The 24,973-nt window shown below is 42.1% G+C and carries 20 protein-coding genes and 1 pseudogene; 1 reads left to right on the plus strand and 20 read right to left on the minus strand.

Annotation, left to right across the window (positions count from 1 at the left end):
• Positions 1-40: 40 nt before the first annotated feature.
• The 8 genes from pstA to FD723_RS05850 all read right to left on the minus strand — a co-directional run bounded on the left by pstA (position 41) and on the right by FD723_RS05850 (position 9,499).
• Entirely contained in the window at positions 41-940 is a 900-nt protein-coding gene (gene pstA, locus FD723_RS05815; protein ID WP_179064466.1) for a phosphate ABC transporter permease PstA, read from the minus strand.
• A gap of 5 nt (positions 941-945) precedes the next feature.
• Complete coding sequence (gene pstC / locus FD723_RS05820; protein ID WP_179064467.1) at positions 946-1,887, minus strand: phosphate ABC transporter permease subunit PstC; 942 nt, start codon at positions 1,885-1,887, stop codon at positions 946-948.
• 50 nt (positions 1,888-1,937) lie between these two features.
• A complete protein-coding gene (locus FD723_RS05825) occupies positions 1,938-2,939 on the minus strand; it encodes a PstS family phosphate ABC transporter substrate-binding protein (RefSeq protein ID WP_179064468.1) in 1,002 nt (333 codons plus the stop codon).
• A gap of 87 nt (positions 2,940-3,026) precedes the next feature.
• Positions 3,027-4,184: a sulfate ABC transporter substrate-binding protein gene (locus FD723_RS05830; protein ID WP_179064469.1), complete on the minus strand. Its 1,158-nt coding sequence runs from the start codon at positions 4,182-4,184 to the stop codon at positions 3,027-3,029.
• Positions 4,185-4,561: 377 nt separating this feature from the next.
• A complete protein-coding gene (locus FD723_RS05835) occupies positions 4,562-5,191 on the minus strand; it encodes a restriction endonuclease subunit R (protein ID WP_179064470.1) in 630 nt (209 codons plus the stop codon).
• Positions 5,192-5,233: 42 nt separating this feature from the next.
• A complete protein-coding gene (gene sbcD / locus FD723_RS05840) occupies positions 5,234-6,487 on the minus strand; it encodes an exonuclease subunit SbcD (RefSeq protein ID WP_179064471.1) in 1,254 nt (417 codons plus the stop codon).
• Between the two features lie 68 nt (positions 6,488-6,555).
• Positions 6,556-7,281, minus strand: a complete 726-nt coding sequence (gene cysH / locus FD723_RS05845; protein ID WP_179064472.1) for a phosphoadenosine phosphosulfate reductase — start codon at positions 7,279-7,281, stop codon at positions 6,556-6,558.
• A 628-nt stretch (positions 7,282-7,909) separates the two neighbouring features.
• Complete coding sequence (locus FD723_RS05850; protein WP_179064473.1) at positions 7,910-9,499, minus strand: DHA2 family efflux MFS transporter permease subunit; 1,590 nt, start codon at positions 9,497-9,499, stop codon at positions 7,910-7,912.
• Positions 9,500-9,797: 298 nt separating this feature from the next.
• Here FD723_RS05850 and FD723_RS05855 point away from each other — a divergent pair, with 298 nt between their 5' ends.
• Complete coding sequence (locus tag FD723_RS05855; RefSeq protein ID WP_179064474.1) at positions 9,798-10,394, plus strand: TetR/AcrR family transcriptional regulator; 597 nt, start codon at positions 9,798-9,800, stop codon at positions 10,392-10,394.
• Positions 10,395-10,521: 127 nt separating this feature from the next.
• On the opposite strand, the pseudogene FD723_RS05860 reads toward FD723_RS05855, so the two are convergent.
• The 12 genes and pseudogenes from FD723_RS05860 to FD723_RS05915 all read right to left on the minus strand — a co-directional run.
• Positions 10,522-11,729 (minus strand): annotated as a pseudogene (locus tag FD723_RS05860) (CmpA/NrtA family ABC transporter substrate-binding protein); the annotation flags it as partial.
• 203 nt (positions 11,730-11,932) lie between these two features.
• A complete protein-coding gene (locus FD723_RS05865; RefSeq protein ID WP_218651799.1) occupies positions 11,933-13,168 on the minus strand; it encodes an RNA polymerase sigma factor in 1,236 nt (411 codons plus the stop codon).
• Positions 13,168-13,527, minus strand: coding sequence for a YciI family protein (locus FD723_RS05870; RefSeq protein WP_179064475.1), 360 nt, complete (start codon positions 13,525-13,527; stop codon positions 13,168-13,170). The genes FD723_RS05865 and FD723_RS05870 overlap by 1 nt, the downstream gene beginning before the upstream one ends.
• Positions 13,528-13,736: 209 nt before the next feature.
• Positions 13,737-14,321 carry a PEP-CTERM sorting domain-containing protein gene (locus tag FD723_RS05875; protein WP_179064476.1) on the minus strand — a complete coding sequence of 195 codons (585 nt, stop codon included), beginning with the start codon at positions 14,319-14,321 and terminating at the stop codon, positions 13,737-13,739.
• Positions 14,322-14,354: 33 nt separating this feature from the next.
• Positions 14,355-15,413, minus strand: coding sequence for a UbiA family prenyltransferase (locus FD723_RS05880; protein WP_179064477.1), 1,059 nt, complete (start codon positions 15,411-15,413; stop codon positions 14,355-14,357).
• Positions 15,414-15,669: 256 nt separating this feature from the next.
• Positions 15,670-17,217 (minus strand): GMC oxidoreductase, encoded by a 1,548-nt coding sequence (locus FD723_RS05885; RefSeq protein ID WP_179064478.1) that lies wholly within the window; start codon positions 17,215-17,217, stop codon positions 15,670-15,672.
• A 2-nt stretch (positions 17,218-17,219) separates the two neighbouring features.
• Complete coding sequence (locus tag FD723_RS05890; RefSeq protein WP_179064479.1) at positions 17,220-17,363, minus strand: hypothetical protein; 144 nt, start codon at positions 17,361-17,363, stop codon at positions 17,220-17,222.
• A gap of 616 nt (positions 17,364-17,979) precedes the next feature.
• Positions 17,980-20,067 carry a calcium-binding protein gene (locus tag FD723_RS05895; protein WP_179064480.1) on the minus strand — a complete coding sequence of 696 codons (2,088 nt, stop codon included), beginning with the start codon at positions 20,065-20,067 and terminating at the stop codon, positions 17,980-17,982.
• Positions 20,068-20,546: 479 nt separating this feature from the next.
• Positions 20,547-21,482 (minus strand): DUF1702 family protein, encoded by a 936-nt coding sequence (locus FD723_RS05900; protein WP_179064481.1) that lies wholly within the window; start codon positions 21,480-21,482, stop codon positions 20,547-20,549.
• Positions 21,479-22,450, minus strand: coding sequence for a DUF1702 family protein (locus FD723_RS05905; protein WP_256875087.1), 972 nt, complete (start codon positions 22,448-22,450; stop codon positions 21,479-21,481). The genes FD723_RS05900 and FD723_RS05905 overlap by 4 nt, the downstream gene beginning before the upstream one ends.
• 31 nt (positions 22,451-22,481) lie before the next feature.
• Entirely contained in the window at positions 22,482-23,426 is a 945-nt protein-coding gene (locus tag FD723_RS05910; protein ID WP_179064482.1) for a DUF1702 family protein, read from the minus strand.
• A 12-nt stretch (positions 23,427-23,438) separates the two neighbouring features.
• The gene (locus FD723_RS05915) at positions 23,439-24,863 is read right to left on the minus strand and encodes a carotenoid oxygenase family protein (RefSeq protein WP_179069049.1); all 1,425 of its coding nucleotides are present in this window, start codon (positions 24,861-24,863) and stop codon (positions 23,439-23,441) included.
• Positions 24,864-24,973 lie beyond the last annotated feature (110 nt).

Consider the following 24,973-nt stretch of genomic DNA (forward strand, 5'->3'; position numbering starts at 1 on the left):
CAAATAATCTGTGAATGTATCTAATTAGATATTTAATTACCTAACGTATTGAGAAGCGTTGCCGGATATAAATTGCAACACCATTTAAAGCTAAAATCAAGAGCAACAACGCAATAATTGTCGCTGCTGCTGCACCAGCAAAACCCGGTTCAGGACGAGTGATATAACTGTAAATTTGAATGGGTAATGCCATAAATCTCTGGAACAAACCAGGGTCAAAAGTGAGAAAACCCACAGCACCGACAACAATTAGAGAGGCTGCATCACCAATGGCACGAGATACAGAAATAATCACCCCTGTCAAAATACCAGGAATAGCATAAGGTATGACATGACTACTGATAGTTCGCCATTTAGTAACACCTAATCCATAAGAAGCATTTCTCAGAGAATCTGGGACGGCGCGAATTGCTTCTCTAGAGGTGACAATAATTACTGGCAAAGACAACAAAGATAAAGTCAATGCACCAGAAATCAAAGCGGGGCCAAACCCAAGTAAATAATTGAAAACTCCTAAACCCAGCAATCCATAAACAATAGAAGGTACACCTGCGAGATTACTGATATTAATCTCAATAATCGCTGTCCACCAAGCTTTAGGTGCATACTCCTCTAGATATAAAGCTGCTCCGACACCAATAGGAACAGTAACCAAAATCACAACAGTTCCCAAAAGAACACTGCTGATAATTGCAGGACGAATCCCACCTTGGTCAGCAAAACGAGAAGGAGTTTCGGTCAGAAAGCCGGGTGATAAAAATCTACCTAATCCGTCTTTAAAAATATCAAAAAGTAGTAATGCTAGGATAAATAAACCAATCAGTAATCCTAACAAAAAAATTACTTCAAATACTTTTCCTAATGTCTCCCTACTTTCAACATTATCGGTAAATTCTGCCGTAGAATCTAGAGAACTATTTGGTTGATAACTTGTAGCCATACTTATTAATCGTATTTTTCTTTAAAGCGATTTGCAATCCAGTAACTAACAATATTCAAAGCTAGGGTGATTAGAAACAGAACAGCACCTACAGCATATAAGGTTTTGAAATTTAGACTCCCACGCGGACTATCTCCTCCAGAAATTTGTGCCATGTAAGCTGTCATTGTTTCTATTGATTCGGCAAAATTAACAGTCAGCTTTGGCTGTAGTCCGGCGGCGATGAGAACAGTCATTGTTTCACCCACAGCGCGAGAAATACCCAATATAATTGAGGCAATGATTCCAGAAAGCGCAGCTGGTAGAACTACTTTAAAAATGGTTTCCAGTTTAGTGATACCTAAAGCATAAGAGCCTTCTCGTAAAGAGCGCGGAACTGCTTTAATCGCATCTAAGCTGATAGAACCAACAGTAGGAGTAATCATTACTCCCATCATTAAACCTGCACTCAAGGCGTTGAATATTTCCAGAGGGATAATATTCCGTAGCAATGGTGTGACAAACAATAGCGCAAAGTAACCATATACTACTGTTGGTATTCCCGCTAAAAGCTCCACTGCTGGACGTAAAACGGCTGCTACTTTTGGTTGAGCATACTCACTTAAATAAATGGCAGAAGATAAACCCAAAGGAATAGCAACCGCCATTGCAATAGCTGTTGTTAAGAAAGTGCCATTAATCAAGGGCCAAACACCAAAATGCCTATCTGCAAATAAAGGTGTCCATTTCGTATCAAGAAAGAATTGAGCAAAGGAAACTTCTTGGAAAAAACCAAATGTCTCTTGAAAGATAATTATGACAATTCCAAAAGTTGTCAAAACCGAAACTAAAGCACAAGCAAATAAAATTACCCCAACAATCTTTTCAGAAATATCTTCAGATGGATTTTTATCCAATGATTGTCTGGATAGTAGATAAGGATCGTCTTGAGAATTGAGATTTTGCATAAACAGTTAATTTTTTAACTCCATTCAGACTACAATGACTGGAACTTTATTTAAATAAAGTTTGTGATTGGTTCACCTGGTTTTGCTTTTTTGAATTTTGTCCCTGTTTCACCAGTAGCAAATTTTTGTTTGACCTTGACATAAGCTTCATCAGGTAGTGCCACATAACCAACACTATCGACCCACTTCCAAGAATTTTCTAGATAAAAATCTACAAATTCTTTAACTGCTGGCTTGGTATCTAAGGATTTTTTACTGACATAGAGAAATAGAGGACGAGACAAAGGTGTGTAGATATTTTTGATGACATTATCTACAGGAACCGGCTTTTCACACTTTCCTGTAGGACTTTCTACAGCAACTAAATTGAGTTTATCTTGGTTTTGAATGTAGTAAGATATCCCAACATAACCTAAGGCTGATACATCACCTGACACACCTTGTACTAGGAGATTTTGATTGTGACTAGGGGTATAATCTGTACGGCCATTCTTGGCTTTGCCAGTAACAGCTTGAGTCATATAATCAAAGGTTCCAGTATCAGAAGCAGGAGCATACAGCTTCAGTTTTTCGTTAGGAAATTTGGGATTAACTTGATTCCAAGTCAATATTTTACCGTCTGATTTTGCGCCCCAAATTTTGCCCAGTTCCTTAATAGTGAGACATTTGGCAAAGTTATTTTTACGGTTAGCAATTACGGCTATACCATCTAAAGCTACAGGTAACTCGACAAATTCAATATTCTTACTTTTACATTTTTTGATTTCTTCATCTCTAATGGTACGAGAAGCACCAGCTATATCAATATCGCCATTACAAAATTTACTGAAACCACCACCAGTACCACTTGAGGCAACACTAACTTTAGCTTCAGGTTTGCCTTTGCCGTATTCTTCTGCAACTGCTAAAGAAACAGGAAAACCTACAGCAGCACCATCAATACTTACTTGACTTTTCAATTCTTGTCCGCTATTACAAGCAGTGATACTGCTGGCAAGAAGCATTAAAGATGTTAAGAAAAAGCTATTTTGAAATCGGTTACAAAAGCTCATAAATTATCAATTGAGATAAAGTGACTGAGAATTACTTATGCTTGGCTAGCGGCAAAATGTAGAGAATACAGCATGACATCTCTTTTATCATGCTTTGTTCGCAGCTTGAATTTTGTCAAAGATTGCCCCATCTCCAAAAAACTTGCTCTGAATAATATCCCAACCACCTAAATCTTGAGATGTGAATAAAGTTTTAATTGGCGGATATTGTGATGCTACTTCTTGGGTAACGCTAGGGTTAACAGGACGATATTGTAATTTGGCAAATTCCCGTTGAGCTTCTGTGGAGTAAAGAAAATCAACAAATGCTTGTGCAACTTCTCTTGTACTGTGTTTATCAACGTTTTTATCAACTATCGCCACAGGATTGTCAATGGAAATATTGACTTGGGGTATAACATAAGGCAACTTCGTCCCATTTTTACCTGCCAAAATCACCTCATTTTCGTAGTTGATTAAGACATCTCCCTCGCCTTTTTGGAAGAATAAATCGCTAGCCTCACGGGCATCTTTCGTTAGAGTCGGGGTATTCTTATAAACTTTGGTGACATAATCTAGCGCTGTTGCTTCATCACCACCTGTTAGAGTTACCGAACCCCAGAAAGCCAAGAATTCCCAGATAGCAATACCAGAAGTTTTTGGGTTAGCAGCAATCACTTTCACGCCATCTTTTGCCAAGTCTGCCCAAGTCTGAATGCCTTTTGGGTTGCCTTCGCGAGTAACGATCGCAGCAACCGACCTACTCACAATACCACTTCTCGGTGCTTTGGTTTCCCAACCTGATTTGATCAAACCTGCAAGAGCAATTTTGCTGACATCCAGTGGAAGTGCCAAATGTACTATATCTGCTTCTTGCGAACCGTCAATCACAGCAGCCGCTTGAGCTACAGAACCACCATAACTTTGCTCAAATGTGACATTTTGGTTGTGTTCTTGCTTCCACTTTTCGATAAATTTGGGAATTATTTGGTCATGAGCGGCTTTAGTGACAGAGAATGAAACGAGTTTTAACTTAACATCATTTTTACTAGCTGAACTGCTTCCCGAACAGGAGGCAACTGCCATACTCAAAAAAATACTTATTAAAAACAGACTCACAAAGCTTTGGATACTGCGTCCATTCAACCAACTTCTAATTGCGTGTTGATACGATAGTTGTATAGTCCGCAAAGCTTTCATAGTATAAGCCTGAATTCCCTCAGTCAGGAATTTACTTAATTGTATCGGTTGTTGCGACTTGCTCATTAGAATCACCCCTAAATCTACGGTATTTCTACATGGATACCGTGATTATGAGAATTATAGGGTATATAGAATAATATTTATCATCTAGATTAAATTTTTTTGATTAAGTGAGAAATTTATCATCGAAAGTAGCAAATCAATTTGATTTACCAAGGCATTTCAAGAAACGGGTTGTTCTGCTGGAAAGCGAAACAATCCGGCTGCATACATAATATTTGCTAAGAAATATGTGATGATTAATACAAACCAGTAGTAGAAACTCGACTTTCTTTAACCTGTAAAGCTGTTTGTAAAACAAAGTAGCTGCATAATAGCATCTTAAGTATGATATCTAGCGATCGCCCCTGTTGTGGGAATATATAATCAAGCAATAAAATTTAAGTACTCACCAACTGAGTCAGGCGTTTCAATATACGTAGTACATCGTACAATTCATTTCCAGGGTTTCGCATCAAAAAACCCTTTGATAAAGCATAATGTGGTGAATTTCCTTTCATTAATTTGACGAAAATAAACTCGCTTCCCGTAGCAATTATTCCAAAGCTAGGTTTATCAATATATATATTTCCTAACAGATAAGCAAGAATTTGTGTGAGTCCTTGCTCAACTGAAAAGGAAGCTCTTTTAGACTCAATAATCATCACCCATAATTGCTCTTTCAAAACCAAGGTATCTATTCTGCCTTTAATGATTACATCTTCATCTGGCACAGCAATATCTATAGATTCTTCTGATTTTACATAAAACGGGGCTAGATAAAAATCCCCAATAAAAAGTAATGGGTCTACAACTGCCATTCTAACTACATCTTTTAGTAAAGGTGGGTAATTAAGAAGATTTAAATAACCCATTTTTACCTTGTCTAAAAGCTGTTTGTCTAAATCATCAATTTCTGGTAAATTTTCTTGCCATTCGTGAAAGAATGAGTTATCTAAAACTAACTGAATACCAAAGTTATCGATTAAATAGCGTAAGTCAATGTCCTTGGCTTGGATTGTTTGCGTCATAAGTTTGGGAGAGTGGAGTATAGCAAATTAATTGGCTTTATCCTACTCATTAGTTGCTGCTTCCAGCCAAACTTCCACTTCATCTGCTAGCAACTTCTGCGCTGCATCCATCATTGATGTTGCAATGTCCTTGAGGTCTTCGCGGTTGTTCAAGTAAGTTTTTAACGCTTCCATTGGGTCGATGCTGCTACTTGCGCTCAATTCAGGAATCCGAGGCCTAGCTAATTGACTCACTAATTCTGCTTGAATGGTGTAGGTATGAGCGGAACTTAAAGCAGTATGTAGAGAGGAACTGTCAATTAAATCCATCTGTTCCGAGCGGAGTTTGTAAATTAGCCGCACTACAGCATCTTGAATATTATATTTAGCGATCGCTTTCATTAACACCCCTTGCGGATCATCTGCTTTCGAGATATCCACCTCAATGGTTTGGAAAGTCCGAACTGTTAAGGGACAAAATTCCCATTCAGCACTTCCCCGCTCCAGTTCCAGCATTACATAGCCTTTGTCTTCTTTTTCTTCGCTAAAATCTACCCGTTCAATACTCCCTGGATAAATCACCGGCGGGTTGTTGGATTTATTCAGATTTTGGTGACGGTGGACGTGTCCCAACGCTACATAATCAAAACAAGGTCGCGTCAGCAAAGATAGAGGTAGAGTAAAGCCTTTACCTACTGCCAAAAAGCGTTCTGCACCCAAAGTTGCATTGTCAGCCATCAAGTGAGCTAAAAGGATAGTAGGCACATCGGGGTCAAGACGGCGAACTTCCCCTTCTAAAACAACTCGCAGACGTTCCGTTAATAGTTGGTTGACTTCCGCCAAAGATAAACCTTCTGTCTCTTGGCGAGTCATCAGGGTGGAACGAGTCAGCCAAGGCAGAGTAATTACTTGCACTTTGCCATTACGGGTTTCGATACAGTGCGTAGTTAATGTATCACCAACAACAAACCCTGGCACTCCCAAAGTGCGGTAAATATTTAAACTCGCCCCTCCCTGTCCTTGGGAATGTTGGTCATGATTGCCTACCAACAGCACTGTGGGAATATTGGCATCCATCAGACGGCGAAACTGGCTGGCAAAAGCTTGTTGTACATAAGGCGGTGGTGTCGCATCCGGGAAAGCATCGCCACCAAATATCACCATATCGACGGCATCTGTTAGCGCTCGGTCAATACATATAGACAAAGTATTGACAAAATCCTCCAATCGTGTGTTTAATCCCGTCGCTGGATTAATTCGTCCGTGGGAAAAGCCGCTTCCCATGTGGATGTCGGAGAGATGGAGGATTTTAATCATGTTTGTCCTTTGTTCTTAGTCATTTGTCCTTTGTCTAATACTAATGACAAATAACAAATGACCAATGACTAAATATGGATTCCGCATTCTGTTTTATCACTTCCCCGCCAGCGTCCGGCGCGTTCGTCTTCGCCTTCGCCTACTTTGGTGGTAATGGGTTGGTCGCCGATGCTGGGATAACCTTGGTCGTGGAGGGGGTTGTAGATGACTCCATGTTCAGCTACGTAAACCCAACTGTCTTGACGTGTCCAAGTAGCTATAGGATTTACTTTCAGCCGACCTTTACCATCAAATTCAAATATGGGCATATTCGCCCGGGTTACTGCTTGGTCACGGCGGCGTCCGGTAATCCAAGCGACGCTGTTGAGTTCGTCTAGACCTCGTAGTAGTGGTTCAATTTTTGTAATGTGGTGGAATTTGGCAATATCCTTGTCCCAGAGTTTATCGCCATGCTTGGCTTCAAAGGCTTCGCGGGTTTCTACATCTGGAGTTTTGAAAGTTTGTAAGTCTAGGTTGTAGATTTGTTTGGCTTTGGCTACTAATTCTAGACTTTCAGGGAAGTGGTGCAAGGTGTCGAGAAAGATTACAGGAACGGGATACTTCAGTTCACTGTAAAGAATATGGGTAATTATCATGTCATCCACGTTAAAGGCGCTTGTTTGCACCAGTCCCGTTGGGATATTCTCTATAGACCATGCCAGTATTTCTTTGGGACTGGCAGTTTCAAATTGCTCATTTAATTTGTCTAAGTCAAAAGCGATCGCTTGGTTTCTAGATGCCGTGGAGACTGTCATGATAATCTTCTATTCAAATATTTCTACCTTGATTAAGATTGATCTTACTCTATTAAGACGCGTATTCCGCTCGGAGATAAGGTAATTATTTTGTGTGGAAATTACTACATTTTGGGAATGGGGATTGGGGATAAGGGGTAATGGGGACAAAGCAAGGGAGAAGAATTTTCCTCTCTGCATCTTTTCAATGCTCAACATCAAGTAAAAATTATTACATAAGCATAAATGAAGTATTTACTAAGAAAGATTAAGGTAATTTAAGTTTTACAATACTTTTATAGATATTTATACTGATTTTGATATGGTTAAGGAACTATTAATAAAAGGGATTTTACTTAAATGAACAACGCAAAATTCAGCAATCCATTAGGCCAGTCTATAATTATGGGCGCTTTAATGATGTTAACCAGCGTTGGGGTTATTACAATCATGAACTTTTTCTAAGATCGAGATTTCTAATTTTAGTAATAAGACTTCACATAGTCCCGCTCAAAACTGAGTGGGACTTTTACTTTTTTCATCCAAATAAATCCGTGTGTATTAACTTTCTGCTGTGACTTCCAGCGTTTTTACGTAGTTTTGCAATCAAAGAATTTCTAGCAGGGATGCGATCGCTATTTCCTTTACCCTAGTGACCGACTGGCGCTTTCACTCCTGCACCGCCTTTACCCAGGAACAATAATAGGGGTAATGAGCAAAGGAATCCTATGCCTACGACTCGAAAGCAATCTGCGTAAGACAAAACAGCGGCTTGGGTATCTACTGTTTGACTTAATAAAGCGAGTGCTTGTTGTTGCGCTGTTGCTGCATCTATGCCTTGTCCTTGAAGTGCCCCATTGAGCAAGTCTAGACGTTGACTGGTTTCTGGGTCATAAGGGCTAAGTTTTGATAATAGGATATCTCGATGAAAAGACTGTCTGCGGTCAAGCAGAGTCGTAAGTAGAGCAATGCCGATACTGCCACCTAGTTGTCGAGTCAGGTTGTAGAAACCAGAACCAGCAGAAATATCTTTTTTGGGTAGTGGGCCTAAAACTGCCAAACTCAAAGGGAGAAACATAAATACAGTAAAAGCTCCGCGCCATACCAATGGCCAAAATAAATCCTCTGTCCCGCTTTGTGGGGTAATTGCTGCCAATTGAAACATGACTCCAGATGAGCCGACAGCACCGATCGCAATTAAAAATCGGGCATCAACGATACTAGTCAGTTTACCTAATAAAACCATCCCGATCGCAGATGCTAAAGCTCCAGGTGCTAACAATAGTCCTGTTTGTGTTGCCGTAAATTGCAGCACGCTTTGAGCAAATATCGGCACAGCAAAGAGTGCGCCATAAAGCCCCATACCCACCACTGCTGAGAGAACGCTTCCCGCAGCTAAAGAACGGTGACGTAAAACTCTCAAATCCACAGCCGGATGATCTGTTTTCAGTTCTCGCCAAATAAACAACCCCAAGCCGATAATCCCAAGGATAGTCAGAGAGACGATGAAACTAGAGGAAAACCAGTCGTCTGTTTCCCCTTCTTCTAATACAGTTTGTATGCTACCCACAGCTACGATTAAAAACCCAATTCCCCACCAATCAACAGCTTTATTTTGGGTATCGTTCTTATCTTTATTCTTTGGCAAAAACGCCAAAGACATCAGGACTGCAACGATCCCAAAGGGAATGTTAACAAAGAAAATCCAGCGCCAGCCTAAACCATCTACTAAAAATCCTCCTAAGGTTGGGCCAATTGCTGGTCCAGCAATCACACCCACGCCAAAAACGGCTTGGGCTAAACCTTGTTCAGCTGGGGGAAAAGTCTCGAATAAAATCGCCTGGGCTTTCGCTAGCAATCCGCCACCGCATAAACCTTGGAGAATTCGAGCCGCGATCAACATTGGTAGATTGAAGGACAACCCACATAAAATAGAGGAAATCGTAAAACCAACCAGCGAGAAAATAAAGTAGGTTTTACGCCCAAAGTAATCTCCCAACCATGCAGATAGGGGAATTAAGACGACGTTAGCGATCGCATATCCGCTAACTACCCAACCCACTTCACTAACTGTTGCACCCAAAGTTGCTTGGATATCAGTGAGAGCTACGTTGACAATACTAGTATCAATTACTTCTAGTATTGCACCGAGGGAAGCCGTAAATGCGATCGCCCACTTCAATGGCCCGTGGACATAACCAAATTGGTCAATACTAGAACCTTTAATGTTGGTAGCCATTATTTAGCACAAATAATATCTGGGAAATGTCAAACCGTGCTTTGGATAGCCTACGCTGATGTCAAAGCTAAAATTAAATTTTGTATACATACGCTACGGTAGCGTATCATATACAAATGGTCAAGGGAGTTCTTCCTGAAAAGCGGCAGAAATACTTATGCTAAAGATGGATGGTCATTGCTGCTGTTTTCGTGCATAAGAATTGGGTTACCCTGCTTATTTGTTTCCCAGAAGCTATGTTCTATGCCTAACAGTGGAGTAAACGACCAAAAAGATATTGCTTAGGGATGATATTTTTATGAGTAAGCAAATTAATAGCACTTCTGGACGCCCACGCAGCATCCACGCTGACCAGGCTATTCTGCAAGCAACTTTGGATTTGCTTGCAGAGGTAGGGTATGAAAATATGAGTATAGAAGCGATCGCTTCTCGTGCTGGAGTTGGTAAAACAACAATCTATCGGCGTTACACTTCCAAAGAAGAACTAGTTGCAGATGCGATCGAAAGTCTGAGAGATGATGTAGCGATCCCCGATACTGGCAGCTTTTGGGGAGACATGGATATCCTGATTAATAATGCCGCCAAAAAAATAGATAGTCCCCTTGGTCGTCAGACACTCGCCCTGATTATTAGTACAGCGTCTAGCAATCCTCAGTTTGCCGAGGTCTATTGGACAAAATATACAAAACTCCGACGTGAAGCCTTGTCTAAAGTACTTGAGCGTGCCAAATCTAGAGCCGAAATTCACAAGGATGCGGACATTGAGCTAATTATCGACCTTTTAAGTGGGTCACTGTACTATGCACTTATTTTTAAACCCATCACCGAGCCAGTAGAAGCGTATATGCGCCGCACAATGAATCTTCTGCTCAAAGGCATTGGGTATGGGGCATAGGGCATGGGGCATGAAGAAGAGACAAGGGAGAGATTTGTTTAATAATTCACCTTTTTCCCCAACCTCACAGAATCGCATTGCTCCCCATCCAAAATGTTGAATACTGGTCGGTGTTGTAAATAACTCATTAAACTTTTCTAATTGTAGGAGTATTTAAATAAGCCTGAGGATTCTCCGGGTCAAACTCCAGACCATTAAAAAATTTCTCTATGCCTCGTGATGTATTTGGCGGAATCGCTTTTTCTTGACCAATAAGTTTAGCTGCTTCTCGCCACAAATCTTCGCGATTTACAGCCTCAATTAAAGGTTTAGCCTGAAATTCTGGGGAACGATGCCCCCATCGCATATCTTCAATTAAAAACCACAAATCATGGCTTTTATAAGGGTAGGAAGCATTATTGCGCCAAAACTTAATCGTATGAGGACTATTTTCTACGACGCGACCGTTTCCATAATCAAACTTTCCCAGTAAGCGATCGCGAAGTAAATCACTTTTGACTCCCATCCATTGGCGTTGTGAGAGAATCCTTACCATTTCCTCCTTATTTTCAGGGCGATCGCACCACATCTGAGCTTCCAAAATAGCAGCTAGCAGTGCTTTAGCTGCCTTAGGCTGCTTATCTACCCAGTTAGCACGTATGGCGAGTGCTTTTTCAGGATGATTGTTCCACAACTCTCCACTAGTTACAGCTGAGTATCCAAGCTTTTGTTTAATCAAACGATGATGCCAAGGATCGACCACACAAAAACCATCCATCGTCCCACCACGCATGTTAGCTACCATTTGAGGCGGTGGTACCACCATCAAGGTGCATCTCGTTCTGGATCGATACCGCCGTAAGCAAGCCACCAGCGCATGAAAAAATCTCCTGTTACCCGTCGATAGGGAACAGCAAAGCGCGAGATTTCTCCAGTCAAAGCCTTCTGAGCCAAAGCTGATTTGAGGGCAAAACTATCCAAACCAAGATTTAAATTTTTGTGGGCATTGACAAGTGAAATCCCTTGTCCATTCAAATTCAAACGAGCCAGGATATATATAGGTATTTTACGACCGTATGTAATCTCTCCTGTAGCGATCAGATATGTCATAGGAAAGAGTAAATGGGCACCATCCAAGCCACCATCGGCTGAACTTAACATCAGTTTGTCACGCGTAACAGCCCAAGAAGCCTGCTTATTTACCTGGACATCAGGCATACCATACTTAGCAAAAAAGCCTTTAGCTTTGGCAATAATTAAAGGAGAGCAGCTGGTAACAGCGACGAAGTCCAGTTTAGCGGTTGTCACCTCAGGAGTATCGCTATAACCAGCATATACACCTGAACTCAACTGGCTAAGAGGGCCTTATGTATAACAATACTAATTGCATTGATATCGTACCTATTTAGATAAAAAATGCAAGCAACTAAAATTTTATGAAGTATACAATTTTACTCTCAAATCTAGCGATATAATCTGTTTTACTTCTGACTTATCCTATTTTTTACAGTTTGATGATACAAATCTTTTTGGGAGAGCGATCGCAACTTAAATTCGTATTAGCTGATAACGCTAGATTGACGAACAAGAAACTCGCGGATAGCTGGGTCTTCTACTAGACCGATGGCACGGGTGTAAGCCTGTTTAGCTTGTGAATTCTGACCCAAATGCTTAAGCAGGTGAGCTTTGAGCGCCCAATATGGCTGATAACTTTTGACAGACTCGGCAGGGAGTGCTTCGAGGAGCGCCAGACCTTGTTCCAATCCTTTGGCTTCTGCGATCGCTGCGGCATGTCCAACTAAAGCACCCAGTGTTGGCGAAAACTGAATCAACCCTTCATATAAAAGTGCTAAAGTCTGCCAATCTGTGCGCTCAGTCACTCTACGTTGAGCGTGTGTCGATTGAATAGCAGCTTCCAACTGAAACTTTCCGAGCTTCTTAAATTTTGCTGCTTCGGCAAGTTCACGCTCCGCCTCGTTTAACATTGGCTGCGACCAAAGTGTTACGTCTTGCTCTAAAAGCGGAATATAAGCACCGTTTTTCGTCCGACGCGCATCACGGCGCGCTTCACAATGTAACATCAGCGCTAATAGCCCCCGTGCCTCAGGTTCTTCTGGTAAGAGTTGTACGCACAGACGTGCCAACCAGATTGCTTCTTCTGTTAAACCCTTGCGCCGTGGATCGACCCCAGTCAAGTTTTCCCAGCCATTACTATAGGCAGCATAGATTGCCTCTAGCACAGCATCCAACCGCATCGCCAAATCTTTGGCTTCTGGCAACTCGAAGGCAATACCAGCATCTCGAATCTTAGCTTTGGCACGGACGAGCCGTTGGCTCATTGTTACTGGGGCGATCAGAAAAGCTGAGGCAATCTGAACAGCATTCAGCCCAAGCACTGTTTGCAGCATTAAGGGGGTACGGATACCTGCGTCAATCGCTGGGTGGGCACAGATAAATAGGAGCTTTACGCGATCGTCTGGGAACAAAACTTCTAAAGATGTCTCCTGTTGCACATCATCAGCTATCAGCTTGAGTGCATAGGCTGCTGAGGCTTTCACCTTAGCGTGTCGGGCATCATCGATCAGGCGACGCCGTGCAGTCAGCAGCAGCCATGCTTCTGGATTATCAGGGACACCTTTTTCTGGCCAAGCTTTCAACGCAGCCAGGAATGCATCGCCAAGCACATCTTCCGCAGCAGCCACGTCATGTGTGCGAACTGCCAGGTATGCAACTAATTGCCCGTATGAGTTACGTGCTGCGAGTTCTGCGGCTTGACGTGCATTCACAGTAGTCATTAGCCTTGAGTCATTGGCAAGAAAGGTCTAACTTCAATTGCACCGTCAGCAGCAGCCGGACAACGAGCCGCCCAATCCAGAGCTGCATCCAAATCTGGTACATCTATGAGGAAGAAACCGCCAAGTTGCTCTTTGGTGTCGGCGTAGGGGCCGTCTTGGACATGCCGTTGACCATCGCGCAATCGCACTGTTGTACCAGCATGAGGCTGATAAAGCGCAGCACCGCCTGCGATCGCACCAGCTTCAGCTAGAGCCTTTGCATAGGAACTGAAAGCGCCCCAATAAGCATCTTTCTCCTGTTCATCTGTACGATTATTGAAATTGGTTTCGCTTTCGTAGACTAGGATTGCGTACTGCATGTTAGTTCCTCTGTTGTGAGTTGATTTCGAGTTTGGTATTTTCCGCGCTCAATTATATGACGTTTAATTTATGGACATTTCGACAGAAATCGCAAAATTTTTTTTCGGGAACACCAATTATTGGCTATCGTCCTGTGTTTACTGGTCAAGGCACATCCAGAATACTACCAAAAACTCTTAATTTGTCGTGCATTCAGCAAAATTTATAATTATGGGGATTGGAAGGCTTTGGAAAAGCGCTTTATTATCCAACCCATAACCATAGCGATCGCTGAACCTAAAATAATAGGTGGTTCAGGAACAGTTTTGACTACTTTGCCAGATCCAGAGATTGTATTCTCGAATACTCCTTGACTTGCATCGAAATACCCTGTCGTTACTAAGAAGTAGTTTTTATCTGTAGTCAAAGATACATTATTGAAACCAGAACGGCCTCTTTTGGGAAAGTCGTCATTACCAATGACAGCATTTAGCAGTGGCTTGTTTGGGTTAAAGTTGTCTGTGTACAAAAATAAGTAATTGTCCCATTCTGTTGGGTTTGTAGCAATGCTCAGAAAATTATACAAACCTTTAGTGTCAACTTTGAACTCGAATGTACTATAACTAGCAACCGTACCTATACCTGAAGGTAGAGTAGGAATGTTTACTTCATTGGCGACAAAAGGACGAGTCCATGTAGGTTGTCCGATGGTAGTGTCTGTATAAGTAAAATCGAAAGCTTGTGCAGGTTTAACACCAATAACAGCAACAGATAGGGTAAAACTAGCAGTAGCAATGCCGAGCTTTAATTCCATCGGATAATTCTCCAAACGGATAAATTGAACTATTTACACGCGTAGAATGAAAATCGAACTAGTTAGTAATAGGCAGTACCAACCAGTAAAGAGTAGGTAAGTTTTATGGTCTGCGGCATAAGAACGCAAAACTAATAATCGTACAGCAATAATACAACTCAACAAGAAAAGTGCAATATCCCACAGCATAACTACCAAAGTATTGCCTGCTGGCATCATCAAACATAAATGGATTAAAAGTGGGTACGCTAAAAAGCAAATACTTACTAAAATCCGACTTAAATCCTCTCCAAATACTAGTGGAAATGTATTCCTACCAATTGCTTTATCACCTGGAATATCACGAAAATCTTGAACAGATATCAGAATTATACAGGCACTACATAATATCACCAGCCATAACCAAACAACAGGAGAAATTGGTGCTACTATTTGCCAAGCTGCTCCCATCTCAGACATGATTCCAAATCCACTGAAAATATTTTTGGTCATCCAATGTTTTGCACCACCAAAGTTGTTATGAGCAATAAAACTGAACTGCCATAAAATTGCCCATTCAATTACTCCTAACCACCAAGCTACTGCTGTAAATAGCATCATAAATATATACCCACGAATCTGAGCGCCGCCATAAGAAATGATGCCTTGGACTAATGGACGGTCTGGTTTGTTGATTTTGTCTTCTTCGATATCGGTGATTTGGTTGGATATACAAAATGACGTAATACATAACCAAAAATAGATTAAACTACCAACTAATATCGATATCACATGAGCCAAAGATGTGGGAGGATAATTTACTAAAGCAGTTATAGTAAATAACAATCCAGGCACAATTGACATTGTAATATCACGTCGGATGAATAGCCAATTTATTTTTAATTCTTGAACAGTATTTGTGAAGAATAATTTTTGAGATTGAAGAATTAGGTTGCTGATAGCGATCGCACTCGAAAAAATATCGAATGATAACTTTTCTTGACCAATATCTGGTAATTCTTCTAAATCCACCTGAACGACGTTTATCTGCTGTGTGAGAGCCTGATGTTGAGATATAGCTTCAACAGCGTTGGTCAGAGTTTTCTCAGACATATTTTTCCTAGCCAGAGAAGTATTGAGACTTTTTTTGCATCTTTCCATCAAATAATGGCAACTGATAATTTTCTAAGAATCAGTAGACCTGTCTTGAAAATAGAGGCTGAAAAAACGCAAAAATTTTCCTAGATTATTGTCATTATTTCTTGTGAGCGCATCTCATGAAGTCTCTTGCAATCTTCTTACTTCGCACAAATAAGATCGCAAAAAAATGATTTTTGCAAGAAGTCTCATCTTGGAAGAAATCTCAGTACTACCTAATCCTATGCAACAAGAATTTATCCATGCATCGTTCTGCTAAAGCTGCAATAGTTAACGAAGGATTAGCGCCTGCTGAACCTGGAATCAGAGAACCATCAACAACAAATAAATTACGATAACCATATACCTGACCGTAGGTATTGCAGACTTTCTCGATAACTGCACCACCAAGGGGGTGAGTTGTGCCATTCGAGTCCGGTGGTCCTGCAACAGTTGTATCATTGGCTCTGTCGAGCAATTTATATGTATATTGCAAAGCCTGAGAATTTTTTTGGTTGTTAGCTGAGTTGGTGGGCCAGAACAAATCAGCCGACTGGGTAGAAGCATTGTAAGTGAAATAGCCCTCCGGTTTAGCAATTGCCTGACCAAGGGAAGCAATGACACCATTCTGTAAATTAGGAAGAGGAGTTTGCTCGATAATCACCGGAGCAATAGGATTATCAAAATGTTCAATTACTGATGTTGCTGGGCCGCCTTGTGAAGGATTAGTTGGATATTTGTTGATGACAGCACTGAGTGCATCACCGTTAGTTCCCCAAAATTGTCCTACATAATTATTCAAGCGGCGTAATGTGCCAGTAACCTTGGCACGTAGTAACAGTTCAGTAGTTCCAATCGAACCAGCTGCTAAAAATAGATAGCGACAAATCAAAGATTTTTGTACAACTATCATGCCTTGCTCATTGATTTGATTACAAACAATTCGGAAACGTCCGTTATTTAATTCCTCTATCCTAGTTACCACATGCAAAGGTCGAATTTCGACGTGACCAGTGGCTTCTGCCATCTTCAAGTAATTTTTGTCTAAGCTATTTTTTGCACCACTGTTCGCCCCATAAATTAATACACCATTAATAGCAGAAGGAACTTTCTGACCTGTAATTTCCTGACGAACGATATCCCAATTAACTGCCATGCTGTGCTTACGGACTTTTAGACCAGCCTTAGTTCCCTGCTCTATGAAAATGCGACTCGCTAAATAGTAATCAGTTTTTAAAATGTCGTCTGGTATAAGAGCTGGATTAAGAATGGAACGCACCCGTGGGTAATAAACCTTATCTAACTCTTCGTAGTTGATGCTGCGTGGAAAGGCTTTATAGAATATTTCTCGATCTGGCTGATAGGTAACAGCACTATAGACAAGGGAACTACCTCCAACGCCTGCTCCTCGATAAGCAGTAATACCATTACCTTTCTTGACATCAAGGACACCAGTATAAGTGTCAATGGGAGTCTCATCAAAAAACAGTGTAGTTGGACTAAGCCAAGTAGTACGGCCATCTGGTTTCTCAAATGTAGCGAAAGTATCGCCTGCATCAGTGATTGGCCATCTTCGCCCACGCTCTAGTACGATTGTTTCAATTTTTGCCTGACCCAGGCGTAATGATGCGACTGCTCCACCAAAACCGCTCCCGATAACAACCGCCTCAACATATTCTTCACTATTAAAAGCAGAACCACGAATCGCAGATATACCTATGCTGGTGGTAGCTGCAATACTTGCTTGAAGAAAATGACGACGTTTTATGAGCCGGGACATAATTAATCTCCTACACGAGCGGCTTTTGCCCAAATAAATACAAACAAGTTAACCAAAGAAATCACAAAGAAGGAGAGCCGAATGGCACTAAGAAAAGCTATAAGCTTTGCCCTAACTGGTTCCCAGCCTGGAGGCTGGGAACCCATTCTCGGAGGCTCCGCCTCCAGTGGGCTGACCAGAGGCAGAGCCTCTTGGAATACATTCCCAGTCTTCAGACTGGGAACGAGATGACACAAGCCTTTCGCCTTTTCTTAGTGCCATTCGAAGGAGAGCCAAATGTATACTCAACCCATATCTGCTCGGAACTAACAAGGGTTTCATCACTCGCTCACAATCTTTGATTTCACAAATATTTGCGATTGGTCATTTGATAAGCAAGGGTGGTTTACTGTTTTACCACCCCTCCTTATATTAAGAAGACAATCTATAATCTCAATCCGCAGTACCTAGTAGTTTGCCAACCCAAAATTGTTAGGTGAGGGCTGGGAAAAGGGGAAAGGTTAAAGGAGTAAACATGAATGGCACTAAGAAAAGCTATAAGCTTTGCCCTAACTGGTTCCCAGCCTGGAGGCTGAGAACCAATTCTCGGAGGCTCTGCCTCCAGTGGGCTGACCAGAGGCAGAGCTTCTTGGAATACATTCCCAGTCTTCAGACTGGGAACGAGATGACACAAGCCTTTCGCCTTTTCTTAGTGCCATTCGAGTAAACATCTTTTCCCTTTCCCCCTTGCCCTTTACCGCGCCAAGTTTCCTTGGCGAATTACTAGACAAACAAGAAGTGACCACTAGCTGCTAACTGTTGAGGCCCAACACCAGCAACTACAGCAATTAGGTCATTGTTAGAATAAATTCCGGCTCCTTGTGGTAAACCTGTCAAATCAGCAGGAACTGGGCCCAGTCCGATAGTAATTTGGATGTTTTCAGGTAGTTGGATAAAATCCTGATTGAGATTGAAGTCAGTAATCAGAGCGTAGTCCTGATTACCTAGCTTGTCGTAATAGACTGCACTATCTTTGCCTACAGTGAATTCACCAAGGAAAAAGATATCGCTACCGCTACCGCCAGTTAAGATATCAATCTCAGGTTTGCCTAGTCCCAGTTCTGGAGGGAAAGGGTTAGAACCAAATAATCGGTCGTCACCGTCGCCACCAGAGAGAGTGTCACTGCCAAGATTACCAATGAGAACATCATTTCCAGACTCACCAAAGATTTTGTCGTCGCCGGTATCACCACCGAGTCGGTCGGCTCCATCACCTCCATAGAGGATATCGTTGCCTGAACCAGCAAAGACTTTATCGTTGCCAGCATCACCATAGATGACATCTTCGCCTGAACCACCAAGGATGTTGTCATTACCGGTTCCACCATTAATGGTGTCATTACCATCTTGAGCAGCAATGTCATCATTACCAGTTCCACCATCAATCAAATCATTACCACCGCCAGCAAAGAAAACATCATTGCCAGCACCACCCAAGAGAGTATCATTTCCCTCTACACCAAAGTCGAGGTCGCCATTCAGGTCAAAGTCGCCAAAAATTAGGTCGTTACCACCACCTGCATCAACAAAGTCGTTTCCAGCCCCAGAGATAAAATCGTCATTGCCGGCACCACCAAAGAGGCGGTCATCCCCATCAAGGGCAAATGTAGTGTTATTGCCGCCCAAGGTAAAAATTGTGTCATTGCCCGGAGTACCGATGAAACCTTCGGAAGTATCAGAGCCGGTGAAAATTCCTGTCCCTGGTGTAGAGTTGGGAGTTGGATTACCAAAGATAAAGCGACCACTAGATCCCAACTGTTGGGGTGTCACACCAGCAACTATGGCAATCAGGTCATTCACACCATTTCTGTTAGCGTAGATAGCTGTTCCTTTTGGCAAACCAGCAGCTGTTGGTCCCAGTCCTATTATGGTTTGGAGACTTTCTGGTAGCTGAATGAAGTCCTCTTTAACATTAAAATCAGTAATTAAAGCGTAATCTTGATTACCTAGTTTGTCGTAAAATACTTTAGTGTTTTGACCGATGGTGAATTCCCCAAGGAAGAAGATATCACTACCGCTACCGCCGGTTAAGGTATCAATTTCGGGTAGGCCTAATCCTAATTCTGGAGGATAGGGGTTAGAGCCTACTATCCAATCGTTGCCCTTACCACCTGATACTAGGTCGTTGCCAACATTGCCAATCAGTAGGTCGTTCCCAGCACCACCGTAGAGTGTGTCGTTGCCAGTATCACCGCCGAGTCGGTCATTACCGTCACCACCATAGAAGAGGTCATCGCCTGGGCCAGCAAGACCCCGGTCGTCTCCAGCCCCACCACGAATAGTATCGTTGCCTAAACCACCAGTCAATAAATCGTCACCAGCATCGCCATTGATGACATCATTGCCATCTTGACCAGCAATGTTGTCAGCTCCGGTTCCACCATTTAAGATATCGTTACCACCGCCACCCAAGAACACATCATCCCCAGCGCCACCATTGAGGGTGTCATTTCCTTCCTGACCAAAGTCGAGGTCTCCATTGGAATTAAAGTCACCAAAAATTAGGTCATTTCCATCACCTGCATTTACAAAGTCATTTCCAGCACCAGCTACTAAAACATCATTTCCAATGCCACTGAAGAGGTGATCATTGCCACCAAGACCGAATAAAACATTATTGCTAGTTAACGCTTCTGTGTTTATTTTGTCATTACCTGGAGTGCCGATAAAAGCCTCACCAGTTGGTGCATAAATTGGATTTGGAGTGGCGATGAAAATTGTGCCATTAGATGTTACTTTGCCAGTGTAAGGGTTTGTAGATATGGAAGTTTCATCTAGTAATTGTGGAATTACTGTTTTAGGTTTCGCCATATTTTTTACTTCTTTGTTTGTGGAATATCAATGACCAGCATAGTCCCATGCTGTTGGAGCGAGTTTTTTCTACCAAAGAGTTTCAGGTTTCAGGTTTGAAATTATTCAATTTGATACATTCATTGGGAATGTTATATATGTATGTCACCTAAATCTTTGTAGAGCCTTTAATGCTCTTTTCAAACCACCTAATAATTAATATCTGCGGTTTTTAAACAATTTGGGGAGTGGTTTGCTGGCTTGTTTAGAATCATACAATGCTTTCATTTTTTTGTAAATTAAGAAAGATTTAACATTAGGTACATTTTAGGTTTATTTTTGCGAATTTAAGGAGAGTTTAAGATTAGGTGAATTCGCCAAAAATGTCAGAGTAATAGTGTGAATTTAGAGGCACTTTCAAGAGCAATTTTGGGGCAAATATACAAGATATTTGTATTGCCCTTTAAAAAACTTTTAAATTTAATGCTTGCGAATTTTGCTTATACAAGCAGATATTCTCGGTAGTGTTGCCAGATTTGTTGGTCTGGTTCTGCACTATTGTTTGGTAAGCTTTTTAGAGGAGTGTATTTAATCTCAATTCCTGCTTCAGCTGCTATGCTGCACAATATTTCACTCACTAATCCCGTGTAGCCAGCTTGGTTGCCAAGCAATTTACGAAATTTGGCGGCGCAAGTAGCTCCTTTAGCCAGCTCAGACACACGATCGCCAGCTACTTTTCCTAAAGCTTCTATAGTTGAGCGTTCTGCACCACCAACCGAAGCACAAACGTAACCAATACCTCCCCAAAGGTCTGCCTGTCTTGTGGCAGGAAAAGCGCTTATAGTCGTCGCAATTCGGTTAACATCAGCACAATCTACTAACCAAATGCTACGACCTAGACCTTGGTCAAAGACGCGGCCCAGATAACCAGAAAGTTGCACAGGAATAGCTTGACCGTCTATGTAGTCTTGCCAGTAATAAATACCATGATTGAAGCCATAACCATCAACTACTGGCCAACATCCTAAGGGGTGCTGTTGATTTAAATATGGCTCAATAGGCAGTTTACACCGAACTAGTCCCAAACCCACTCCCAGATAAACCATAGTCTGATAAGCTGCTGTGGTTCCTTCGAGAAAAGCCTGGACTCGATTCTGCTTCTGGGGTTTGAGTGCATCTAGTTCAGCAAGACCTATACCTACACCTTCTAAGGCAAATCCTAGCAACTCAGAGTCAATTGCATTTAGCTTGGCGGCGATCGCCTCCGGTTCTTCATCAGCGATCGCTGTATGGTATCCTTGCCACATACCTTCAGCAGTATGTCCAAATCGCTGTGGCACTTTCGGATCTCTCACTATTACCTTACGTCCCGCCAAATTAGCTTTCATCTGTGCCCTAGCTTGTTCGGCACTGATTTGCCAAGCTTGTTGTATCATCTTGATTGTCCTTGTTGAGCAATAGTTTCTTGGGAGAGCATTTCGGAAAACTTTAGCGTCGCTCTAACTGGATGAAAAATACGCGCTCGGTAATGTTGCCAAGTCTGAGATTCTAGTGCTTCGCCATTGGCCGCTAAACTCTCAACTACAGCATCAACACCCATTTCCCACAACACCTGACAAGCTAATTCTGTGTAAACTGAGTGATTACCAAGACATTGGCGGGACTTGGCAGCGTAAGCTGTTCCTTGGGCTAATTGAAATCGATAAACACCTGCTGTATTTCTTAGGGCTTCTATGGTTGCACGTTCTGCACCACCAGCGTAAGCACAGGCGTAACCTACACCACCCCATAAGTCTTGCCGTCTATTTGGTGCAAAGGTATCAATGGTACGTGCGATGTGATTAACATCGCCACCACCGATAAACCAAATACTGCGACCCAAACCTTGGTCAAAAACACTGCGAGCATAACCAGAAATTTGTTCCGAGATGACTTGATTATCAAGTGAGTCTTGCCAATGGAACATACCTTGATAGTAGCCATAGCCATCGACTGCTAACCAACTTCTAGCAAAGTTGAGTTTTTCTAAATGCGGCTTGATAGGCAGTCCAGCACGAGCCAACATCAAACCCAAACCCACATAAACCCAGTTATGATAAACTGCACCATCACCTGCAACAAAAGTTGCCATGCGATTTTCGTTGCTGGGTGTGAGTAAGTCGCGTTGCGCTAGACCCATACCTACGCCTTCGTAAGCAAATCCTCGCAACTCTTCATCGATTTCATTCATTTTAGGAGCGATCGCTCCTAAATCTTCACTAGCGATCGCTACATGATATCCTTGTAAAACTGTACTACCAATCTTGCTTAACCGTTCTTGCACTCCGGCATCGCTTTTTTGGATTCCTCGTTGGCCCCAAGTATCAGCCATTAAGGCGTTGGCCTCATTTGCTTTAATTTGCATTATCTAAATTATCCTTGTGAAGCAATAAATACTAAGCTGCTAAGGTTGCTCTAACTGGATGAGGTATCCGTGCCCGGTAATGCTGCCATAGTGGAGATTCGGGAGTTTCGCCATGAGTGGCTAAACTGTCAGCCACAGCATCAGCACTCACTCCCCATAACACCTGACAAGCCAATTCTGTATAGACTGACTGGTTGCCAAGACATTGACGGGACTTAGCAGCGTAAGCAGTACCCTGCGCTAAATGCAACCGATAAGCACCTGCTGAATTTCCTAAGGCTTCTATGGTTGCACGTTTTGCACCACCAGCGTAAGCACAGGCATAACCTACACCACCCCATAAATCTTCTCGTCTATCGAGTGAAAAAGCATCAATGGTGCGTGCGATGCGATTGACATCGCCACCATCGACAAACCAAATACTGCGACCTAAACCTTGGTCAAAGACACTGCGGGTATAACCAGAAATTGGTTGCGAGATGACTTGACTATCGAGTGAGTCTCGCCAGTAGAACATACCTTGATAGTAGCCGTAGCCATCGACTAATAACCAACCCTTAGCGTTATCAAGTCTTTGCAAATGCGGTTCGATAGGTCGTCCAACTCTGGCTAACATCAAACCCAAACCGACATAAACCATGTTTGCATAAGCTGCACCATCACCTGCAACAAACATGGCTATGCGATTTTGGCTAGTGGGTGTCAGAAAATCACGCTGTGCTAGTCCCATACCGACACCTTCGTAAGCAAATCCCCGCAACTCCTCATCGATTTCATTTAACTTGGGGGCGATCGCTTCTAATTCATCAGTAATAGCTGTATGGTATCCTTTCATTAATGAACGACCAACTTGTTCTAATCGTTTCTGTATACCACTATCACTTTCTTGCACATCGCGTTCAGCCCAAGTAGCTATCAAATCTGTTGGTAGTGTTGCTTTATTCAAACTTGATTGCCAAGCGTCTTGAATCATCATCTTTCTCCTGATTTAAAAAGCTGGATGCATTGATTTTTCTGGAATCCAAGTTCCGTGAAAACCGTAAGGAACTCGCTGGGGTAGAAGAATGCGGGCTACAGGTTTATCTGTGATGTCTTGGGCATTTACCACTACTAGCTCTGAGGTTTTTGTAGGTGTGTCGTAAACGAAAGTTAACAACCAACCATCATCCTCTTGAGTCGCGTTGGAACGGGGGACAAATATTGCCTCTCCTCCATAGCGACCAGTCCCCCACTCATGGACTTGAGAATAACCATTGGCAAAGTCATACTTAATGAGTGCATCTAAAGTAAATACAGGTAGCAGTTCCGGCACCATTCTGGCTGTATAGCCGTATCGATTCCGTCTTCCGACAAATTGCTGATTTAAACTAGGAAATTCTGAAGCTAAATCATCAATTATTCCTTCTTGGACTGCACCTGTGCGGAGATTGAATCGCCAGCCATATAACTGCGGTTTATTAATCTGATTGTGACGTAAGTTTGTTTTTGTCGGTATGTTCAGCAGTTGAGCATCATCTGTGCGACAAGCAATGATGACGACTTCATCTTCTGTTTCATAGGCATTGAGAATATGTAAAACATAACAGGTAGAAACTTCAAACCAGCGGATATTTCTGCCATCACTATGACGGGAAATAATCCCAAAACGGCTGGGTAGATTTGGTTCAAACATATAAGCTGGTTCTCTGCGTTTTAGCCTTTCTAAGCTAAATGTCAGGGGCAAATCCATGAATATTGTGTAATTTGCAGTGATGGCAAAGTCATGCATCATCACTCCTGTAGGCAAATCAATCGGAATTGTTCTTAGTAACTCTCCCTCAGATGAAACCACGCTGTATCTTAAATAAGGTGGCTCTAGTAGAGAATATCCAAAAAACATCATTTCCCCAGTTACAAAATCAACTTTGGGGTGAGCGGTGAAGGGAGAGTTCAGTTGATTTCCATAAGTGAATGGCCCGATTGTTGTCAAGTCAGGTATCGTAATTTCGTATGGTTCGGCTCCTTCCCAAAGTGCCAATAGTTGACCTGCGTGCCACACTATGCCAGTGTTAGCAGTATTCTTGAACGGACTGAAAAGATTATTGGGAGGGTTGTGAAGTTGTGGCGATTCCATCAGACTTGTCCAGACGGCTCGACCTACTTTCTGTTCCAGTTTAAATCCCCGTGTCTGGATATAGCGGTTGCGGTAAGTGGCTTTACCATTATTAATTTCTACCCCATGCAACATCCCATCTCCATCAATCCACTTGTAATCACCTTTGGGAGAAAACTGGGGATTAGGGCCATTGCGGACAAATATTCCTGATAAATCAGTTGGTAATTCTCCAATTATTGGAAGGTAATCGGCTGTGATTTCTGTTTGTATTGGAGAAAAGTTACCTGTAAGATAGGGACTAATTTCTTTTGCGACGATCATAGTCAAGACTACTTGATTACTAGATTATAAATTCAGAATCAGTTGGTTGAGAATATTATAAAAACAGAATTCAGGAGTCAGGAGCCAGAATTCAGAATTGAATTCTG

The organism is Nostoc sp. C052, from assembly GCF_013393905.1.
Taxonomy (GTDB): domain Bacteria; phylum Cyanobacteriota; class Cyanobacteriia; order Cyanobacteriales; family Nostocaceae; genus Nostoc.

What these genes read in the sequence shown, in the direction of transcription:
- pstA (WP_179064466.1), bottom strand. Translation starts at nt 940, where the DNA reads ATGGCTACAAGTTATCAACCAAATAGTTCTCTAGATTCTACGGCAGAA.
- pstC (WP_179064467.1), bottom strand. Translation starts at nt 1,887, where the DNA reads ATGCAAAATCTCAATTCTCAAGACGATCCTTATCTACTATCCAGACAA.
- FD723_RS05825 (WP_179064468.1), bottom strand. Translation starts at nt 2,939, where the DNA reads ATGAGCTTTTGTAACCGATTTCAAAATAGCTTTTTCTTAACATCTTTA.
- FD723_RS05830 (WP_179064469.1), bottom strand. Translation starts at nt 4,184, where the DNA reads ATGAGCAAGTCGCAACAACCGATACAATTAAGTAAATTCCTGACTGAG.
- FD723_RS05835 (WP_179064470.1), bottom strand. Translation starts at nt 5,191, where the DNA reads ATGACGCAAACAATCCAAGCCAAGGACATTGACTTACGCTATTTAATC.
- sbcD (WP_179064471.1), bottom strand. Translation starts at nt 6,487, where the DNA reads ATGATTAAAATCCTCCATCTCTCCGACATCCACATGGGAAGCGGCTTT.
- cysH (WP_179064472.1), bottom strand. Translation starts at nt 7,281, where the DNA reads ATGACAGTCTCCACGGCATCTAGAAACCAAGCGATCGCTTTTGACTTA.
- FD723_RS05850 (WP_179064473.1), bottom strand. Translation starts at nt 9,499, where the DNA reads ATGGCTACCAACATTAAAGGTTCTAGTATTGACCAATTTGGTTATGTC.
- FD723_RS05855 (WP_179064474.1), top strand. Translation starts at nt 9,798, where the DNA reads ATGAGTAAGCAAATTAATAGCACTTCTGGACGCCCACGCAGCATCCAC.
- FD723_RS05865 (WP_218651799.1), bottom strand. Translation starts at nt 13,168, where the DNA reads ATGACTACTGTGAATGCACGTCAAGCCGCAGAACTCGCAGCACGTAAC.
- FD723_RS05870 (WP_179064475.1), bottom strand. Translation starts at nt 13,527, where the DNA reads ATGCAGTACGCAATCCTAGTCTACGAAAGCGAAACCAATTTCAATAAT.
- FD723_RS05875 (WP_179064476.1), bottom strand. Translation starts at nt 14,321, where the DNA reads ATGGAATTAAAGCTCGGCATTGCTACTGCTAGTTTTACCCTATCTGTT.
- FD723_RS05880 (WP_179064477.1), bottom strand. Translation starts at nt 15,413, where the DNA reads ATGTCTGAGAAAACTCTGACCAACGCTGTTGAAGCTATATCTCAACAT.
- FD723_RS05885 (WP_179064478.1), bottom strand. Translation starts at nt 17,217, where the DNA reads ATGTCCCGGCTCATAAAACGTCGTCATTTTCTTCAAGCAAGTATTGCA.
- FD723_RS05890 (WP_179064479.1), bottom strand. Translation starts at nt 17,363, where the DNA reads ATGGGTTCCCAGCCTCCAGGCTGGGAACCAGTTAGGGCAAAGCTTATA.
- FD723_RS05895 (WP_179064480.1), bottom strand. Translation starts at nt 20,067, where the DNA reads ATGGCGAAACCTAAAACAGTAATTCCACAATTACTAGATGAAACTTCC.
- FD723_RS05900 (WP_179064481.1), bottom strand. Translation starts at nt 21,482, where the DNA reads ATGATACAACAAGCTTGGCAAATCAGTGCCGAACAAGCTAGGGCACAG.
- FD723_RS05905 (WP_256875087.1), bottom strand. Translation starts at nt 22,450, where the DNA reads ATGCAAATTAAAGCAAATGAGGCCAACGCCTTAATGGCTGATACTTGG.
- FD723_RS05910 (WP_179064482.1), bottom strand. Translation starts at nt 23,426, where the DNA reads ATGATGATTCAAGACGCTTGGCAATCAAGTTTGAATAAAGCAACACTA.